The organism is Vibrio sp. TBV020 (genome assembly GCF_046056895.1).
GTDB lineage: Bacteria > Pseudomonadota > Gammaproteobacteria > Enterobacterales > Vibrionaceae > Vibrio.
In genome coordinates this window covers 955392-971590 of record NZ_JBEEAQ010000001.1, presented here as the reverse complement: position 1 = coordinate 971590, position 16199 = coordinate 955392, and the positions used below count along the sequence as shown (strand labels likewise).

The 16199-nt window shown below is 43.3% G+C and carries 14 protein-coding genes; 5 read left to right on the top strand and 9 right to left on the bottom strand.

The genetic code is table 11. The annotated features are described in order from the left end of the window. Window positions 1-152 precede the first annotated feature (152 nt). From AAFX28_RS04125 to AAFX28_RS04110, 4 genes are all read left to right on the top strand, one after another. Window positions 153-572, top strand: coding sequence for a universal stress protein (locus tag AAFX28_RS04125; RefSeq protein WP_408685895.1), 420 nt, complete (start codon window positions 153-155; stop codon window positions 570-572). Between the two features lie 273 nt (window positions 573-845). Beyond that, complete coding sequence (locus AAFX28_RS04120) at window positions 846-1502, top strand: NAD(P)H-dependent oxidoreductase (protein ID WP_408685893.1); 657 nt, start codon at window positions 846-848, stop codon at window positions 1500-1502. A gap of 34 nt (window positions 1503-1536) precedes the next feature. Then, window positions 1537-1827 (top strand): putative quinol monooxygenase, encoded by a 291-nt coding sequence (locus tag AAFX28_RS04115; RefSeq protein WP_408685891.1) that lies wholly within the window; start codon window positions 1537-1539, stop codon window positions 1825-1827. Window positions 1828-1951: 124 nt separating this feature from the next. Continuing rightward, window positions 1952-2527 carry a class I SAM-dependent methyltransferase gene (locus AAFX28_RS04110; protein ID WP_408685889.1) on the top strand — a complete coding sequence of 192 codons (576 nt, stop codon included), beginning with the start codon at window positions 1952-1954 and terminating at the stop codon, window positions 2525-2527. A 28-nt stretch (window positions 2528-2555) separates the two neighbouring features. Here the strand turns inward: AAFX28_RS04110 and AAFX28_RS04105 are convergent, their stop codons facing one another. The 4 genes from AAFX28_RS04105 to AAFX28_RS04090 all read right to left on the bottom strand — a co-directional run bounded on the left by AAFX28_RS04105 (window position 2556) and on the right by AAFX28_RS04090 (window position 7670). After that, complete coding sequence (locus AAFX28_RS04105) at window positions 2556-3260, bottom strand: response regulator transcription factor (protein ID WP_408685887.1); 705 nt, start codon at window positions 3258-3260, stop codon at window positions 2556-2558. 184 nt (window positions 3261-3444) lie between these two features. After that, window positions 3445-4509, bottom strand: coding sequence for a beta-prism lectin domain-containing protein (locus tag AAFX28_RS04100; protein ID WP_408685886.1), 1065 nt, complete (start codon window positions 4507-4509; stop codon window positions 3445-3447). Between the two features lie 187 nt (window positions 4510-4696). Beyond that, window positions 4697-5833 (bottom strand): hypothetical protein, encoded by a 1137-nt coding sequence (locus AAFX28_RS04095; protein WP_408685884.1) that lies wholly within the window; start codon window positions 5831-5833, stop codon window positions 4697-4699. A gap of 46 nt (window positions 5834-5879) precedes the next feature. Beyond that, complete coding sequence (locus tag AAFX28_RS04090; protein WP_408685882.1) at window positions 5880-7670, bottom strand: hypothetical protein; 1791 nt, start codon at window positions 7668-7670, stop codon at window positions 5880-5882. Window positions 7671-7903: 233 nt separating this feature from the next. Between AAFX28_RS04090 and AAFX28_RS04085 the strand changes: the two genes are divergently transcribed. Continuing rightward, the gene (locus tag AAFX28_RS04085) at window positions 7904-8398 is read left to right on the top strand and encodes a peptidylprolyl isomerase (RefSeq protein ID WP_408685880.1); all 495 of its coding nucleotides are present in this window, start codon (window positions 7904-7906) and stop codon (window positions 8396-8398) included. Window positions 8399-8446: 48 nt separating this feature from the next. Here AAFX28_RS04085 and manA read toward each other — a convergent pair whose 3' ends face one another. The 5 genes from manA to AAFX28_RS04060 are packed head-to-tail and all read right to left on the bottom strand — an operon-like array spanning window position 8447 to window position 16056. After that, window positions 8447-9634: a mannose-6-phosphate isomerase, class I gene (manA, locus tag AAFX28_RS04080; RefSeq protein WP_408685878.1), complete on the bottom strand. Its 1188-nt coding sequence runs from the start codon at window positions 9632-9634 to the stop codon at window positions 8447-8449. Window positions 9635-9643: 9 nt separating this feature from the next. Beyond that, window positions 9644-10243 (bottom strand): fructose PTS transporter subunit IIA, encoded by a 600-nt coding sequence (locus AAFX28_RS04075; RefSeq protein ID WP_408686815.1) that lies wholly within the window; start codon window positions 10241-10243, stop codon window positions 9644-9646. Between the two features lie 12 nt (window positions 10244-10255). Continuing rightward, on the bottom strand, window positions 10256-11956 hold the full coding sequence (locus AAFX28_RS04070) for an alpha-amylase family glycosyl hydrolase (protein WP_408685876.1): 1701 nt from the start codon (window positions 11954-11956) through the stop codon (window positions 10256-10258). A 14-nt stretch (window positions 11957-11970) separates the two neighbouring features. Continuing rightward, on the bottom strand, window positions 11971-14592 hold the full coding sequence (locus tag AAFX28_RS04065) for a glycoside hydrolase family 38 C-terminal domain-containing protein (RefSeq protein WP_408685874.1): 2622 nt from the start codon (window positions 14590-14592) through the stop codon (window positions 11971-11973). A 60-nt stretch (window positions 14593-14652) separates the two neighbouring features. Further along, entirely contained in the window at window positions 14653-16056 is a 1404-nt protein-coding gene (locus AAFX28_RS04060; RefSeq protein WP_408685872.1) for a PTS fructose transporter subunit IIC, read from the bottom strand. Window positions 16057-16199 lie beyond the last annotated feature (143 nt).

The following is a 16199-nucleotide window of genomic DNA, read 5'->3' as shown; positions in this document are numbered from 1 at the left end:
GTCAACACGTTGCTCAATATGGATTTAGATCATCAATTGGAAATAAAACCGGCCTGACTGAATGCTTCACTGTGGATTCGAGACCTAGATAACACTCTTTTTGCGACGTAGTAAGTATGGTTATAACAGGTAACGATGATGAGGACACAATCATGAGATATACGCACATACTGGTAGCACTCGAACGCACAGATGAAAGTAAGATGCTTATAGATAGAGCTTCATATTTAGCAGAGATGACTAATGCCTACGTTTCCTTTGTCCACATAGATGGCTCTCATGGTGAGATTTACCCTGAATTGGTCGACATTCAACTTGATAGTAATGACCACCCTCTCGGTGAACAAACCATTAAAGAAATTCGCGAGTTTGAGGCGTACAGTGATCGCCCTATCAAGCATATACTGATTGGAACAGGTGACTTAGCTGATAAGCTACAAGAAACCATCAGTAACAATCATATTGATCTGTTAATTTGCGGCCATCACCATGACTTTTGGAGCAAAATTGCTTCCTACTCAAAACACCTAGTTGATAAATCCCCTATCGATATCTTGGTCGTGCCTATGTAGCTCGCGAGCTTCTAACACTTTCTTGTTTAGCGGAGCATGGTACTCCGCTAAGCTATTTGCCCCTCAACTTACATTCTCCCATTGATTATGGACATTTTATTCCATAGTGATTGGAGCAATTGGCTATTTTTCCTAACCGACAAAGCGATTAAATTACTCCCATCGACACGCGCTACAGAGAATATGTAGCCATCGGGGTATGTTCTCTGACGATTGACCAACTGAACAATAAACCCTAGTCATCCATTTAAAATTAGATAGTTAGGAATTCACATGACTCATCCAATCATCAAAGACTTAAACACTCGTTACACAGCAAAAAAATACGATGCAGAAAAACGCATTTCTGCTGAAGATATGGATGTCATCAAACAGGCTCTTCGTCTGTCAGCGTCTTCTATCAACTCTCAACCTTGGAAATTTATCGTTCTTGAGAGCGACGAAGCAAAACAGAAGTTCCACGACACGTTTGCGAACATGCACCAGTTCAACCAACCGCATGCAAAAGAAGCGTCTCACACAATTCTGTTTGCATACGATCCAAAATTCACTAAAGAGAAGTTTGCTAAACGTGTCGATGCTGAAGTGACATCAGGCCACCTACCAGCAGATATGTACGACATGTTTATGGGTGCTTATGCCTTCGCTGAAATGAATACAGATGAAACTGGCTTCAACGGCAACTGGACTAAAGCACAAGTATATATTGCGCTAGGTAACCTACTACACACATTGGCTCGTCTAGGTATTGACTCTACACCGATGGAAGGTGTTGACGCCCAACTGATCGGTGAAACATTTGCTGACCAACTAGAAGGGCATGTCTGTGAGCTAGCTCTGTCTATCGGTTACCACAAAGACGGTGAAGACTACAACCACGGTCTACCAAAAGCACGTCTAGCACTAGACCACGTAATCACAACACTGTAAAACAAAGCGATAACCAATAATAAATGGACCCGAAATGAGCAAACTAACGATTATTGCCAACATCATTGCAAAAGAAGACCAAGTCGATCTAGTAAAAGCTGAGCTAATTAAACTGATTGATAAGACTCGTGCTGAAGACGGCTGCATCAACTACGACTTGCACCAAGATAATGACAATCCAGCTCATTTCGTTTTCCATGAAAACTGGGAGTCTGAAGCGGCACTGGAAAAGCATCTGACTACTCAGCACATCGCTGACTATGTTGCTGCGGTAGACGGCGCAGTAGAGACATTTACTCTCAATAAAATGACTCACATTGCCTAACTAAATTTCAAACCACTGTCTTTCAAAGCCCTGCTCGCCCAGCAGGGCTTTTTCTTTTTATCAATAAGGTTAAAATGCCTGTTCAGAACAGAAGGCGGTATGGTTACCGCATCAAAGGAAGAATATGAAAGTTCGAGATAGTGGGATGCCACAAGAGCAGTATTGGGCCAGTTTTTTCAATGTCGAATTGGCGCTTGATACTTTGATCCCTGAGCCAGATCGCAATGGCAATTGGATAGAAATCGGCTGTGGTTACGGCACGTTTAGCTTGCCCGTCGCTCGACACCTTAAAGGCAAGCTGTCCAGCTTTGATATTGAGCCAGAAATGGTAGAAAGAGTGAATAGACTAGTCAAACAGCAAGCGCTTACTAACCTAGTAGCGATTGATAGAGATGTCGTTCAGCTTGGAACAGGTGAGGATGACCAAAGTCATTCTGGAGTAATAATTTACAACCTGCTTCACCTTGAAAACCCCATTGCCCTTCTAACAGAAGCCTATCGAAACCTTAAAGTTGGTGGATGCCTTTCAGTGATTCACTGGCGCAGTGATATTGATACGCCTCGTGGCCCCTCTCTCGATATTCGTCCAACACCAGAACAAACCATGCAATGGATGGAAAAAGCTGGTTTCCAAAATATTAAGCTCGTTGATATTGAACAAAGCTGCCCTTACCACTACGGCGTGTTAGCTTGGCGATAAACGGTAAGGACAACAGGAGGACTGCGGCCTACATAGGATTTGGAACTGACTGAACCAAATAACCGTGTCCATGGATGGTGACAATGTTTATCGGTACATTCTCCGATGCGATTTTCTTCCTAAGCCGTGAGACCAACAAATCTAGGCTACGACTTGCACCATCATAGGAAACACCTTGAATTACATAGTACAGCTCATCTTTAGAAACAACCTGATCAAAATTGATACCCAGGTAATGTAAAACTTTTGATTCTTGCTTTGTTAATCTCACCAACACTTGGTTGTACTCAAGTTCATATGTCTGAGAGTTTAACTCTGCACCACCAATTTCGATGACATGAGGGTTGCTTATCTCTAAATCACCAGACGATTTACACAGCGCCCTCATCACTCTTTTATATAGAACCTCCAACCCCCTAGATTTATTTACATAATCTTCAACACCGAGCTCTAGACACAATATTTCATGCCATTCACTATCGCTTGATGTGCAAACAATAATCGGGCACTGCAGTACACGTTCCATTTTATTATAGAGTTCAAGGCTTGAACCAGATGGAAGATCAATATCGATAATTCCCACATCAAACCGATTAGATAACATTTTAAAGAAACCACTACCGATATCGAAAGATTGGTGAACAATAAAACCACGCTCCTCAAAGTATGTTTTGATCATTCGACTTGTAATAATATCATCCTCTAGCAAGAACAACGTTTTTATTTTTTTCATTAGCCATGTACTAACGTTTATTTATTTAATCACAAACAAACCGGAACACAATCTCAATTTTAATCACTGAGCGCTCATACATTCATCTGAGAAATTTATTATCTATACCCACTGAAATAAAAAGCCTAACACGAGTTAGGCTTCTTGTAATTAATATATCTTTCTACGTACTCTCTAAGATTATTTAGCAAAGTCCAGAATAGTATTTTGTCGAAAACTGAATGCCGTCTAAGAGATAACCAGAAGACCACCCAGTGACAGTATCTATTTTATGACAATTGGGAACACTAAAAGTATAAGTACGCTTGTTTGAGCTGTACCAACCATTACCATAGGTTCCTATCACAGAACCATTAACATCAAGGAACTGCATTGAAGCGATCTTCTTATTGTTGGCCGCAAACTTGTAGTTACCTGTTGTTACTTTGACTTGTTTGACTCGGTTTAAATCAATGTACGAGCGTGATCCCCCATCAAAACCGACATAATCAGAATCTGAATAACCAATTCCATCAATCGCGGCACCATGACGAATAAATAGATTTAACTGGGATGAAAAGTCACCTCTATTGCCTATATTTTGGCCGAAAATAGGGCTCTTAAATTCCGTATACGTTGGAGTACAGTTTTCCAAGATCGTAGGTTCAGAATACAAGAAACCACCAATGCTACACGCTTTAAAACTCGACGTACGCACATCCATAGGCTGCCCTTGCAAGAAAGTATCAAGTGTCTCGTACACAATATTAGAATCTAAAACTCTATCATTTTGATCTAAATGTTCAGAATAGATGAAGACAGGCTCACCATTGGTAATCCGAAATGATGTGACAGATATAGGTTCAACACCAACTCCAAGCTTTTCTGGCTCAAGAACTTTAATATCCAGTGCGGCCTCATTATTTGAGGAACTTGCTGCTCTCTGGTAAGAGCGTGATTCATGTTGCTCATAGGGAGAGCACACTTTATTACTAACATTCGATGAAATACAAAACTTAACCAAGGAATTAGGCTTCAAGTCCTTATCAGAGATATAAGCTTTATTAGAGACTTTCGTATTGTCATCATACTCCCAACTAAGGGCTTGATAGTTTCCATTCTTATCGAAGTTAGTTGCCAGCTTACCTTCTTGGTAGCCAAAATATACTTTTCTTTCTCCAAATCTCTCCACTCTAATTTCCTCAGCATTAACCGAGGAGAACAACATCAGTGAAATCAGTGCCACATTACACTTAAAAAAACTTCCCATGAACTAACCTTAATTTTTATAATTAATTAGTAGACACAATTCATCTACTTAACCTACAGATCAATAAGAAAGCAATTCCTTAAAATATTAATCTATAGAAAAACCATCAATAATTATCATTTTGAAACGTGTAAATAAAATAAGTGCCAAACTCGTTTTCAAATGTTTGGCACTTAATAGGTTTTACTTATTTTTTACAAGCATAATAGCCATTGTAGAATTGGTTTGATGTGTTGTACGTATCACCTGAGCCAGAGATAGCAACAGTAACACCAAATCCACCCGGAAGTGTTGCAGGGCCTGCTCCCGTATCATTTGTCCAGTAGTTAGTTTTTCCTGGATAATCAGCGGTAAACAGGGTGCTATCTGCGCCAAATGTACTTAGCTGTGATGCTGTCATAGGTGTTGAACTACCCGACAATGCATCACAATAACGCTCTAGTAGATTGTCGCCTGAAGCACTCATTCTTGGTGCAAACGCGTAAGTAACCGCACCAACCGTTTCAGTCATATACGACTGTGAAGGGAAGAGTGCTTTAAATTGATCTTCAGTCGGTGGTAAATAGTAATCTGGTTCAGTAGGTGGTGTCGGCTTATCAGATACCACACGATCATCACAGGCAGGATCAACTTGTGGAGTCTCACCATATGTGGTGTAAATCGTTGAACAATAAGATACTTTATCGGTCGAACCTAAGGTCAATGACGTACCAGGGAAACTATAGGTTACGCCTTTATCGTCAGAAGGTGCATTCATGTATGCCTGGTAAGCTAGAGGTGTACCAGCATCATCTTTCATCTCCGCATACACATAAGCAACGGTTGGATTGGTTGCACTGAATGTATCTGAACTGATGTACGTAACTTTCGTTTCAGCACTAATTGTTGTGGTATCTGAATAGATAGCACCAGCCAACGTAATATCATTCGTTACAGACCAGAAGTTATTGAAGTCTGCTACACTAGCCGCACTACGAAGCATTCGAAATTGCCTTGGGATGTTCAACGGATTTGAACAAACCATATCAACACCAGTTACCTTACAGAGTTCAATACTTGTACCTTGTAGTTCATCTGAAGGGATGAACTTGATACCCGTCCCTAGCGTTTTCTTCGATAAACTGTCTAGCCAAATATAGTTGTTAATATTTCCTTCTTCACCATAGTGGCGGATAAACTCGCCATCTTCTGTTGCGATGATAGGAAGACCCGCTTTGCCGAATTCTTCTGAACCATCAATTGACTTAATTTCTAAACTGCTTGCATAGCTAGTCGCTGATATTAATGCCAAAGATAGACTCAAGAGGCTTTTTTTAAACTTCATATTAATTTACATCCTTTAAGATATTATATTTCACTTATTACTTCAGTTAGAAGGGTGGGTTTTTATACACAGTTCCCCCTCCTAACGTAGAAACTTTTCCATTAGGTTTAGTTGCGAGTGTTCCTCCAATTAACATATCAATTTTTGCATAATCATTTGGATGAGTTTGTATATTTGGACCAAGTCCCCATATGATAATTTCTCCACTTTCCAAGGTAATCAAGTATTCGCTTCCACCTTTTTGAGAAGAACTTATATCCACGACTCCAGAATATTGATCCATATTTGAGTTATAAGCATTGCTATCTGTATCTCCCCAAAGGGTCAATATTCCATTGTCATCCAATGCGGCAAATGTCTTGTCTGTTCCAACAACTTTGACAATATTATTTGATAGACTGGCTGATAAATATGCTGGGGGTAATTGGCTTCCCCAACTAACAACAGAACCATCCTTCAATAGTGCCGAGAAAACTTCTTTTCCGACCCCAGCACGATACGATGGAACGAAAGTAATAATTTCATCGCCAGCCTTATTAAGCTGATTTGGGAAATTGTTGAAGTCACTAGTTCCACCCCAAGATGCAACTTCACCGTTATTATTAATAACAAGAAATATTTCTCCGCCATTAAATACTCTAACAATATTCTCAAGAGGGATATTTTCACCTCGAGGTTGAAATGAAGGGTCACCTCCATACCTTGGGTTGCCCCATACCACAAGTTCACCATTCGTTTTTAATGCGGCAAAGGCACCTTTTGTCGCATAGATCGTTTCAACATCTGTTAGCTGTGCCTGAACGGAGCTGCTATCCCCACCGTAAGCAGAGTTTCCCCAAGTAATAACACCACCACTGGTTGTTAATGCCGCAAAAGCCTTCTCATTAGAAAACAACTTAGAAACACTAACGCCACTCAATTGAGATCGAACATCAGTAAATGAGGTCCCATCCCAAATTTGCTGGTCTCCACCTAATGCCGGATCGCCCCATGAACTCACAGTACCGGTAGAACTCAACGCAGAGTACGCCGCTGACCGAGCCCTATCCGCTGCTTCTACGATTTGCGTTATATCCGTTGGATTTGGTACAGGTAGCACCATGCCCAAAATCGCTATTGGCACAGGACCCCAGACCGCTACAGAATCATCGGGTAAAATAGCTGCAGCGCTGACTAACGTCCCAGCAAAAGTCGGTAAGTCATAAATTTGTAGAGGAATATTAACGACGTCACCGCCACCAAATGAGCCGATCACATGCGTTTTGCCTTCTGAAACGCCTCTCAAGCGTTCGTCTTCAATCTCAACAATAGATCGATTCAGAGGCTTCCAGACTATTTCATCTGATATATTCCTCACTCCATCATTCGTTGATATGTAAACTGTTGGCTGGAATATTTCATTCACTCGATATGAGCTTTCGATAGAAAACTTTGCATCGTATGTTGTCAGCTCATACTGCTTTCCATAATCAGCCGAACCATAACTCACAGTTATCCCTGTTGTTCCTTCACTAATAATTTCAATATCACCATCACTATTAAATCTTGCGATATTGGGATCAGTTGTTTCTAGAACTATTTCATCAACATTGTATTCACCTACCTCGTCATTTTTATATAAGGTAAGTTTTAGGTTCCCTGCTGATATATAGCTACCAACAACAGGAAGTGAGTCGATTATCTGAATATCAAAAACTACTTTTTCATGGTCTAATTCTTCTGAATATGAATAATTATTTAGAGAAGGGGAAGAATCTTTGCACCCCGTCATAAGAATTGAAAAACAGATAATAATTACTAACTGATATATTAAGTTTTTATGAGGTTTAAAGAGCAAAGGAAAGTACCGCTTGTGAATTATTTATTTAAATTCTTTCACATTGGCGATAAGGGATATGTATCACATTTGTATCAACACACCTATATTTTGATACTCAGATCTAACTTTATATAATAAATGATTTTTTCTACTAATTTTCATCATAAATGTATAAGGCATAGTAATAAAATATCGGGTCACGTCTTGAAATCTGTTACCATTGCCTGATTGATATTTACTTGAGAAAAATAATGATTACTTTATCCACCACTTACGGCGACATTGAAATTGAACTAAACATGGAAAAAGCCCCTGTCAGTTCGAAAAACTTTCTGCGTTACTGCCAAGAAGGTTTCTACGAAGGCACAATTTTCCACCGTGTAATCGATGGCTTTATGATTCAAGGTGGTGGCCACACTGAAGACATGACAGAGAAAGAGACGCACGCGCCGATCGCTAACGAAGCAAACCGTGGACTGAAGAACATTACGGGCTCGATCGCTTTTGCTCGCACAGACGCGCCTCATTCAGCGACGGCACAGTTCTTTATCAATCTTGATGATAATGACTTTTTAGATCACACAGCAAAAACCAACAACGGTTGGGGTTATGCCGTTTTTGGAAAAGTGACGGCTGGTATGGACGTGGTTAACAATATTGGTAAAGCCATGACTGGCTCAAAGAAAGGTCATGATGATGTGCCACTCGATACGATTAAAATCAACAAAGTAACCATCACTGAATAATAAAAATCCCCGAGATGAAACTCGGGGATTTTTTAATGCTGATTGGAGCTAGTTGTAGGCACGAGCCAACATACCGTTCCCGTGATAACTATAGACGCCAGAATCATTACTGATAAATACTGATTCACCAGACTTCAACAATAGCTTTTGTTGCTCCACTTCGACCGTCACTTCACCTTCTACACAGAACAGTATCTCAGCACTGCGCAAGTATTGCAGTTTTAGCGTTTCGCTAGCAGTAAGAATATCAAAGCCGAAGTCATCGACAGGAATTGGATAACTCAGCTTCCCTTCTTTATAGATAGGCGCCAGCTTAATCTGCTCTGGATGGGTCGAGACAAACAAGGTGTTATCAATCAGTTCATCCACATCAATATGCTTGGGCGTTAAACCAGCGCGCAGCACATTGTCCGAGTTAGCCATGATCTCCAATGCTGTCCCTTGAACGTAAGCGTGCGGCGTTTCAGCGTGAAGGAACATAGCTTCGCCAGGCGCTAACTCAATCGTGTTAAGGAATAACGGAGAGAGTAATCCAATATCCCCCGGATAGTGCTTGTTAAACTCTGCCACATACTCAAACACTTCGCGCATTAAGACCGTTTTAGGACCACGAACCAATGCGTGTTCAAGCTGTGCTATAGCGCTAGCTTTTCTTCGCTCATCCAAAGACATAATGGCAGTAAAGAACTCGCGCAAACCATCGCTGTTTGGTTTCGCCTCAAGCCCGCCAACCTCTACATCTAAGCTTGTAATGCCCGCTTGTTGAAACAAAGAAACGATCTGACTAATAGGTCGAAAGCCATTCATCGCTTTGTAAAAGGTTAACGCATACACCAGCTCTGGCTTGTGGTTTGAATCTTTGTAATTGCGATTGGTAGCACTCAGCGCAATGCCTTGTTCATTCTCACGAGCAAACCCTACCTCAGCTTTGTGCTTGTTCGGATGGACCTGAATCGACAACGGCGTTTCTGCAGCCAGCACCTTAAACAGGTAAGGCAACTCACCAAAACGCATTGCAGTGTAATCACCGAACATACTTTTGCTGTCTTGAGCAATCACATCGGATAATAGCTCTCCCGTCGCGGCGACACGCGAGCATCCATTAGGGTGTGCTCCCATCCAAATCTCCGCTTGCGGTTGACAGTCGGAGTTATCAATACCAAACATCTTGGAAATCGATTCTTTGCTGCCCCAAGCGTAATTCTGAATAACATTATCTAGTTTAAAAACTGACATAACCCACCACTAGAGCAGCAAAAATAGAAAAGCGGAGATCAAAACCCCGGCTCCCAAAACAATTGGGTAAGCAAAGCGACTTAAATCTTGCGCGAGCTCTTCACTAGAGAACGGCTCTTCATCATTTACTATTTCAGTTTCACTCTCTTCACCAGCTTCTGCTCCAAATAGCGCCATCACTTGTTGCGGAGAGTTCGCCGCTTGCAATTGGTCACGAAAATCATCATCAACAAGTGAAGAAGTCAGCGTGGTGAGCACTTCCATATGGGTCGAACCCGCTTCTGCTGGTGGAATCGCCAAAAGGAAGATCATAGTGACAGGCTCATCGCCATCTAAGCCTTTCCACTGCATCTCGTCTTTAACAAACGCACACGCAAACACCGGCTCTTTTACCGCAGGAGATTTACCATGGGGCACCGCTAAATACTCACCGAGAGCGGTTGGCCCCTCTTCTTCACGCTTGAGTACTGCATCTAAAAACTGGTCGCGGTCCGTCAGCTTGCCCGCTTGATCAATTTTATCAACCAAGGCATTGATCGCCGCAAAGCGCCCTTCAAAGGTAGCATTGAGCATGATTAGATTTTCAGACGTTAAGTTAGCTAGTTTCATCATAAACTCCTACTACTGGGCTTGCGGCTGAGTCAGCCAAACAAATTGATATGGGTTAAGTGTAAATTGCGCGTCGAACTCACGCTGTGAAATCAGATCCAAACCGCCTTTAGCTAGCGAAACGTCTGCCGCTTGCTCCGATAGGTTAACCACAAATTGAATCGCACTTTCTCCTTCACCACGTTTAAGCCCAAACAATCCATTATCGAGCTCTAGTACTTGCTGAGAGGAGCTTGGTGAAAACGCTTTTTGCTGTTTACGCAGCTCGAGAAGGCGGGTCATTTCACTGTAAACACGTTGACGTAGCGAGCCCTCTTCAGCCAACTCAGTTTCTAGCTGATCAAAGTCAAACTTCTCACGGTTAATGCGGCGATTAATGCCCGAGTCCAGCATACCTTGTACATCATTCTCACTGCCGAGTAAGCTGTGATAGTAAACCGCAGGCACACCGATGAACGAGAGCAAAATAGATTGCGCGGCTAGGAACTTGCTCGCTTTTAACTCGTCACTATCGCTAGGCTCTGTCACGGCACTTAAATAGTTGATATTCAGTTCGTAAGGCGATTGAGTACCGTCACCGTTATTCTTGTAGTTAACTCGTCCACCTTTGCGTTCAACGTGCTGACACATCATCAAACGATCGTCATCGCTCAAGATCCCTTCTGTTGGTCGCACCCCAATCCCATCATGGCTGGCTAAGAAGTTGAAGTAGGTTGTCTTGCGTCCCGCATTGAGAGACTCCATCGCCTCCGCAGTTAAACCTTTGGCCCAAGTCGTTAATACTTGGCTATCTTGGCTTAAGAACGCGTGCAAAGTTAATGGCGGCAGTGGGAACTGATACACCATGTGTGCTTCATCACCTTGACCAAAGTAAGAGATGTTCTCTTTGTGCGGTACATTGGTCTCGGTGATCAGTAGAGAACCCGGCATCACCTCGTCGAGCACAATACGCCACAACTTAATGATCTCGTGAGCTTGCTCTAAGTGAATGCAGGCTGAGTTCAGCACTTTCCAGATAAAACCAATTGCATCTAAGCGAACTGAGCGACCACCGTTTGCGGCATACATCAGCAAGATATCAATACTTTCTAACAGAACTTTAGGATTCTTAAAGTTAATGTCGATCTGGTCTTCTGAGAAGGTTGTCCACACATAAGTAGTCTCACCCGAAGCCTTGGTAAACGGTGTTAGGAGCGGTAATGCGCGGGGGCGCGTAACACTCGAATAATCCAGGCTTGGGTCAGACTCAATAAAGTAATCTTGGTAAGCTTCATCACCGGCTAAAAAGCGCTGAAACCAGTCACTGCTTTTGGAGATGTGGTTAATCACACAGTCGTACATCAAATCGAAGTTTTCAGCTAGTGCGTTAAGCTCACTCCAATCCCCTAAATTGGGATCGACTTTGCGGTAATCGACCACACTAAAACCATCGTCCGAGGTATATGGGAACATTGGCAAGATATGAATGTTGCTCAATGCACCTTTTAGGTACTTGTCAGCAAAGGTTTTCATCGTCACTAAAGTTGGTTTGCCTTGCTCTTGGAAACTGTCTCCGTAAGTGATGAGATAAGATGTGGTCTCATCGACCCAGTTTGCGTACTGCGGTGCTTTACCCTGCCATTTTTCAACCAAACCAAGAATATCTTGGGTGATGCTTTCCGCTTGCTCATCACCGTAGAGCAAAGCGACTTTTTGGTAAATTTTCTCGTTCATTGTTCTCTGCTCCACTAGATTTTAAAGTCAATGCGTAGGTCGATGGAATTGTTCGGTTTGACCGACCATTCTTGTTCCACACTTTGTTCGCGGTAATTCACACGCTCCACCTGAGCAAAATGGGCAAACGCTGTGGTATCAAGTTGCTGCACGTCATCTGTCGCATTAAACAGGCGCACAATAACGGCATTGTCTTGATAGAAGGAGTGACCAATACTTGAAAGTGTCAGCGCCTGATTCACTTCAAACAAGCTGAATGACTTAACCGCTGAACGAATATCAAAGCGAACTTGGAAGCGTTCGAGACGATTTTCAAAGCTGTTGAGTGACTGCTTCTGGTAGCTAAATGGCATATCGAGATATTGGTTTTCTAGGGCTCGCAGCGTTTGATGGCTGGCATCAGTTGGCATCGCTATCGAGAAAGCAAAGCTCATCGATTTTTGCAACTGAGCATCTGGCGTGTAGACCACTGTATTGTTGATGCCAGAAGCTCGTCCCGGACGCCACAACAGATCATCTTTACCTAGTTTGCCCGTCGCTTTGAACAGCGTCAGCGCAATCACATCACTCTGTTCACCAGGCAAAACTTGGAACTCTTTCAGGCCGCGACCATTAATCACCACCGCTTTACCTGCTTGCTCAATCGCAACAGCGCCATCGGTGGTTTCAATATCAATCGGACACTCACGGAAGCGCGCTTGCCAACCTTCAACATTTGGCGCAATTGGACGCTTCATTACAGCAAATGGCTGAGTGGCGACGGATTCCTGACTTTGCACATCTGAGTTAATCAATACACGAACACGGTGGTCACACGCTTGATTTACAGTGTGAATTGCCACTTTTAGCTGCTCGTCATTGGCATCTAAAGTCAGCGTGATTTCGAAACTAGCTTGAACCAATTCATTACCTGTTTGACGAGATTCTAAATCTGATGGCACTGGCATTGTTGCTAATAGCGTCATAGCTTGCTCGGTTTCGCCCACTTGCGTCGATAACCAAGTTAACTCAGTAAGGTAACGAGGCGCGTCCCCTTCTAAAGGTGAAAAATCGTATGAGTCACCATCATCAGCCTGCTCTTCAAAACGGAGCAACTGCTCAATCACACGGCCTGTTGCTTTGTTGGTGAAGCTCAGTTCGCCATCTTTTAGCGTGATGGTTAACGCCGAGTTTTCAATCGTTTGAACGTCACTACTCTGCGTAAGCATCGCTGACTCTGACTCAACCACTTGGAAGACCTGATAGCCCATCGCAGGTAGGTTGGACACCTTCACGTTCAATTCAAAGCGGTAATATGGCGGCACGGAGACTTCTTTCTCTCCATCTTTGGTCACTTCAATAACCTTGCCACCATCTAAGGTCTCGCGCGCTAGAATCTCGGTCGCAAGCAGGGATTTGCCATCCGACAATGCAATAGACGGGTGCTTAGAGAAAGCAATGATTTTAGCAACGCCGCTAAATGGTGTGATTTGGCCGTTGAAGATCATCACTTCATTGTCATCACAGGCGCTGCTGGCAATTTCTTTCACTACGAAGTTGTATAAGCCGTGACAGATCTCTTCTGCTTGCTTTAAGCGGTGCATGATGTCTGCGTTGGTTGCATCGCTATTGCACCCACCCATGCTGTCATGGGCGTGACATTCGAGGATCTTCTTCCAAGCCATGTCCACTAGCTCAGTATGAACGGTGATACCTTGCGCCTTAGCAATCGCGATCACGACTTCGAGTTTCTTGAGTAAGAGCTGCTCAATCTCGAAGTTCAGTTTTTTAATATCATAGCGAACAGAACCAATCGTCTTGTGGATACGAGTGTATCGCGGTGCCTTGAATTCACCTTGGTAAGTCTCAAATTCACTGCTGTTGTGACGAAGAAAATCAACAAAGCTTTCCATCGATGAGATGGTGTAGATGTCTCCAGCAGGCGAACGCTCACTAGCCGCTTGCAAGGTAGCCGGTAAGTTCGGGTCAATATTTACCTGATCACCACCAGATGGAATCAGCACTTCATCGAGACCAGACAGTGATTTTATCTTCTCAATCATCGGGAAGATTTTCTTATCTAGGTGCTCTGCGTCAGGAACGATGTTTTTCGCTGCGCCGTAACCGTGAACTAGGTTGTAGGCGTAAATTGAATCGCCACCTTGCGACTGCCAGAAGAAATGCGATTTTTCAACGTGCTGGTCATAATCAATCCCACGCCAAAATACGATGTTATCAATCCCCATTCCCTTGAACAGTGTTGGCATTTGCGCGTTATGGCCAAAGGTATCTGGTAGATAACCGACTTTCATGCTGTGGCCTAGCTCTTCTGCGATATGCATTCCGTATTTCAAGTTCCGGATAATTGATTCCCCAGCAACGTTGTATGTATCGGTTTGAGTGTACCAAGGACCAATAAACAGCTTTTTGTCGTTAACCAGATTCGCCATACGCTCGCGCATGTGTGGCAGCACTTTCAGGTAATCTTCAACAATGGCTGACTGACCATCGAGGTGGTAGCAGCTGTAGCTTGGTTGGTTCTCCAAAGTTTCAATCACTTTGGTGAAGTTATATGTCGCCAGAACGTCACTGTCTTGCTGAGTAAAATACCACTCACGATCCCAGTGAGTGTGAGGAATGACATGTACTTTTGCCATGGGAAAACTCTCGATAATTTCTTGATAGTTTGGGGAGGTAAGCCTCCCCGTTAGACGTGTTTAGGCTTTTGCGTGGTCTGGTTTAGTGCACAGCAGGAGAGCTATAGCGATAAACATAGAACCCGCGATAACAGAAATGGTGTAGCTGATTGGGTCAGAAGATAAGAACCAACCCCAAACTGCTGGTAGAGGCAAGCTTTGCCATACATTAAGAACAACAGCTAATTGAGTACCGATGATTGAACCCAAAATCATAATAGGAATCATCTTCGGGTTTTTCAGAATGAATGGAATCGCACCTTCGGAGATACCGATTAGGCCCAGCATCAGAGAAGTTTTGCCGACCGTGCGTTCTTCACTAGAGAAAACAGGTTTACGGAATTTGCCATCCAGCAACGCTGCGATACCCACACCGATTGGTGGAATAACGATACCCAACTCGCGAGCAACTAGGTCAAACCCTTCGCCCATGCCATTCAAACCTAGGGCTACAGAGCCTGCCGCTTTGTTGATTGGGCCACCTAAGTCAAAGGCGGTACCAGCAGCAATCACCATTGAGTAAATACCGCGCCCTGCATCACCAGCTTGAGTAAACAGATCAATCATTGCTAGGTTTAACGCACCAAAGAACGGGTTGATCGCGTACTCCATGGTTAGCACCATCACTATGCCCGTAACCGCAGGGACAAGTAACATGGTCTTTAGCGTGGTCAGTTCTGTTTTCACCTTAATTACATCGTTAAGGTAGCGAACCAGATAGCCAACGAGGAAACCAATCGCAATCGCACCGAAGAAGCCAGATGGGGCCCAACCTTCTAAATCGAAGAAGCGCTTGTAGGGTTCATCGGTCATCAAGCCACCGATAAAGGCAGGAATCAAAGCTGGTTTGCCTGCAATCGAGTACGCTAGGTAGCCCGCAAAAATTGGGTACATAAACTTGATAGTCATGAAACCAAGTTTATCTAGGGTTTGGATAGGCGTACCTGAAATATCGATGAACTCACCAGTGATCTTGGCAACGGCCATCAACAGGCCACCTAAAACGACAACAGGCAACATGTAGCTGATACCCGTCATGATATGACCGATAGCCACTTGGTAAGCCGAGCGCTTTTCATCATGCACTTCAACATCTGCATCTGACTTTTCTTTGCCTCGTAAAAATACCGTTGGCAACAAGTCATCGACGCGTTTAATCAGCTCTTGCGTACGAACCTGAAGTGGATTGGCGTTATCGAAACGCTCCATGTCCATAATGGGTACATCCACAGCCAGAACAACGCCATCAGCAGAAGCAATATCATGAGCAGTGAGTTTATTTTTCACACCATCACTGCCTTGTGTTTCGACTTTCACCTCATAGCCCTGCTTTTCAGCCCAGGCTTTGATTTTTTTAGCCGCCATAAAGGTGTGTGCAATGCCGGTAGGGCAAGCGGTCACTGCAACGAGTTTTTTCTTACTCATGGTTTTTCACCGTTATACTTATTAACTGCGGCAAGTATATTTAGCGGTGATGTATCAAGGTACAGTTTCCTCGTACAACCCATGTATGACGATACTTTTGTGATAACTATCAAGGAATTCCCCCGCATTTTAACGCCTAATAA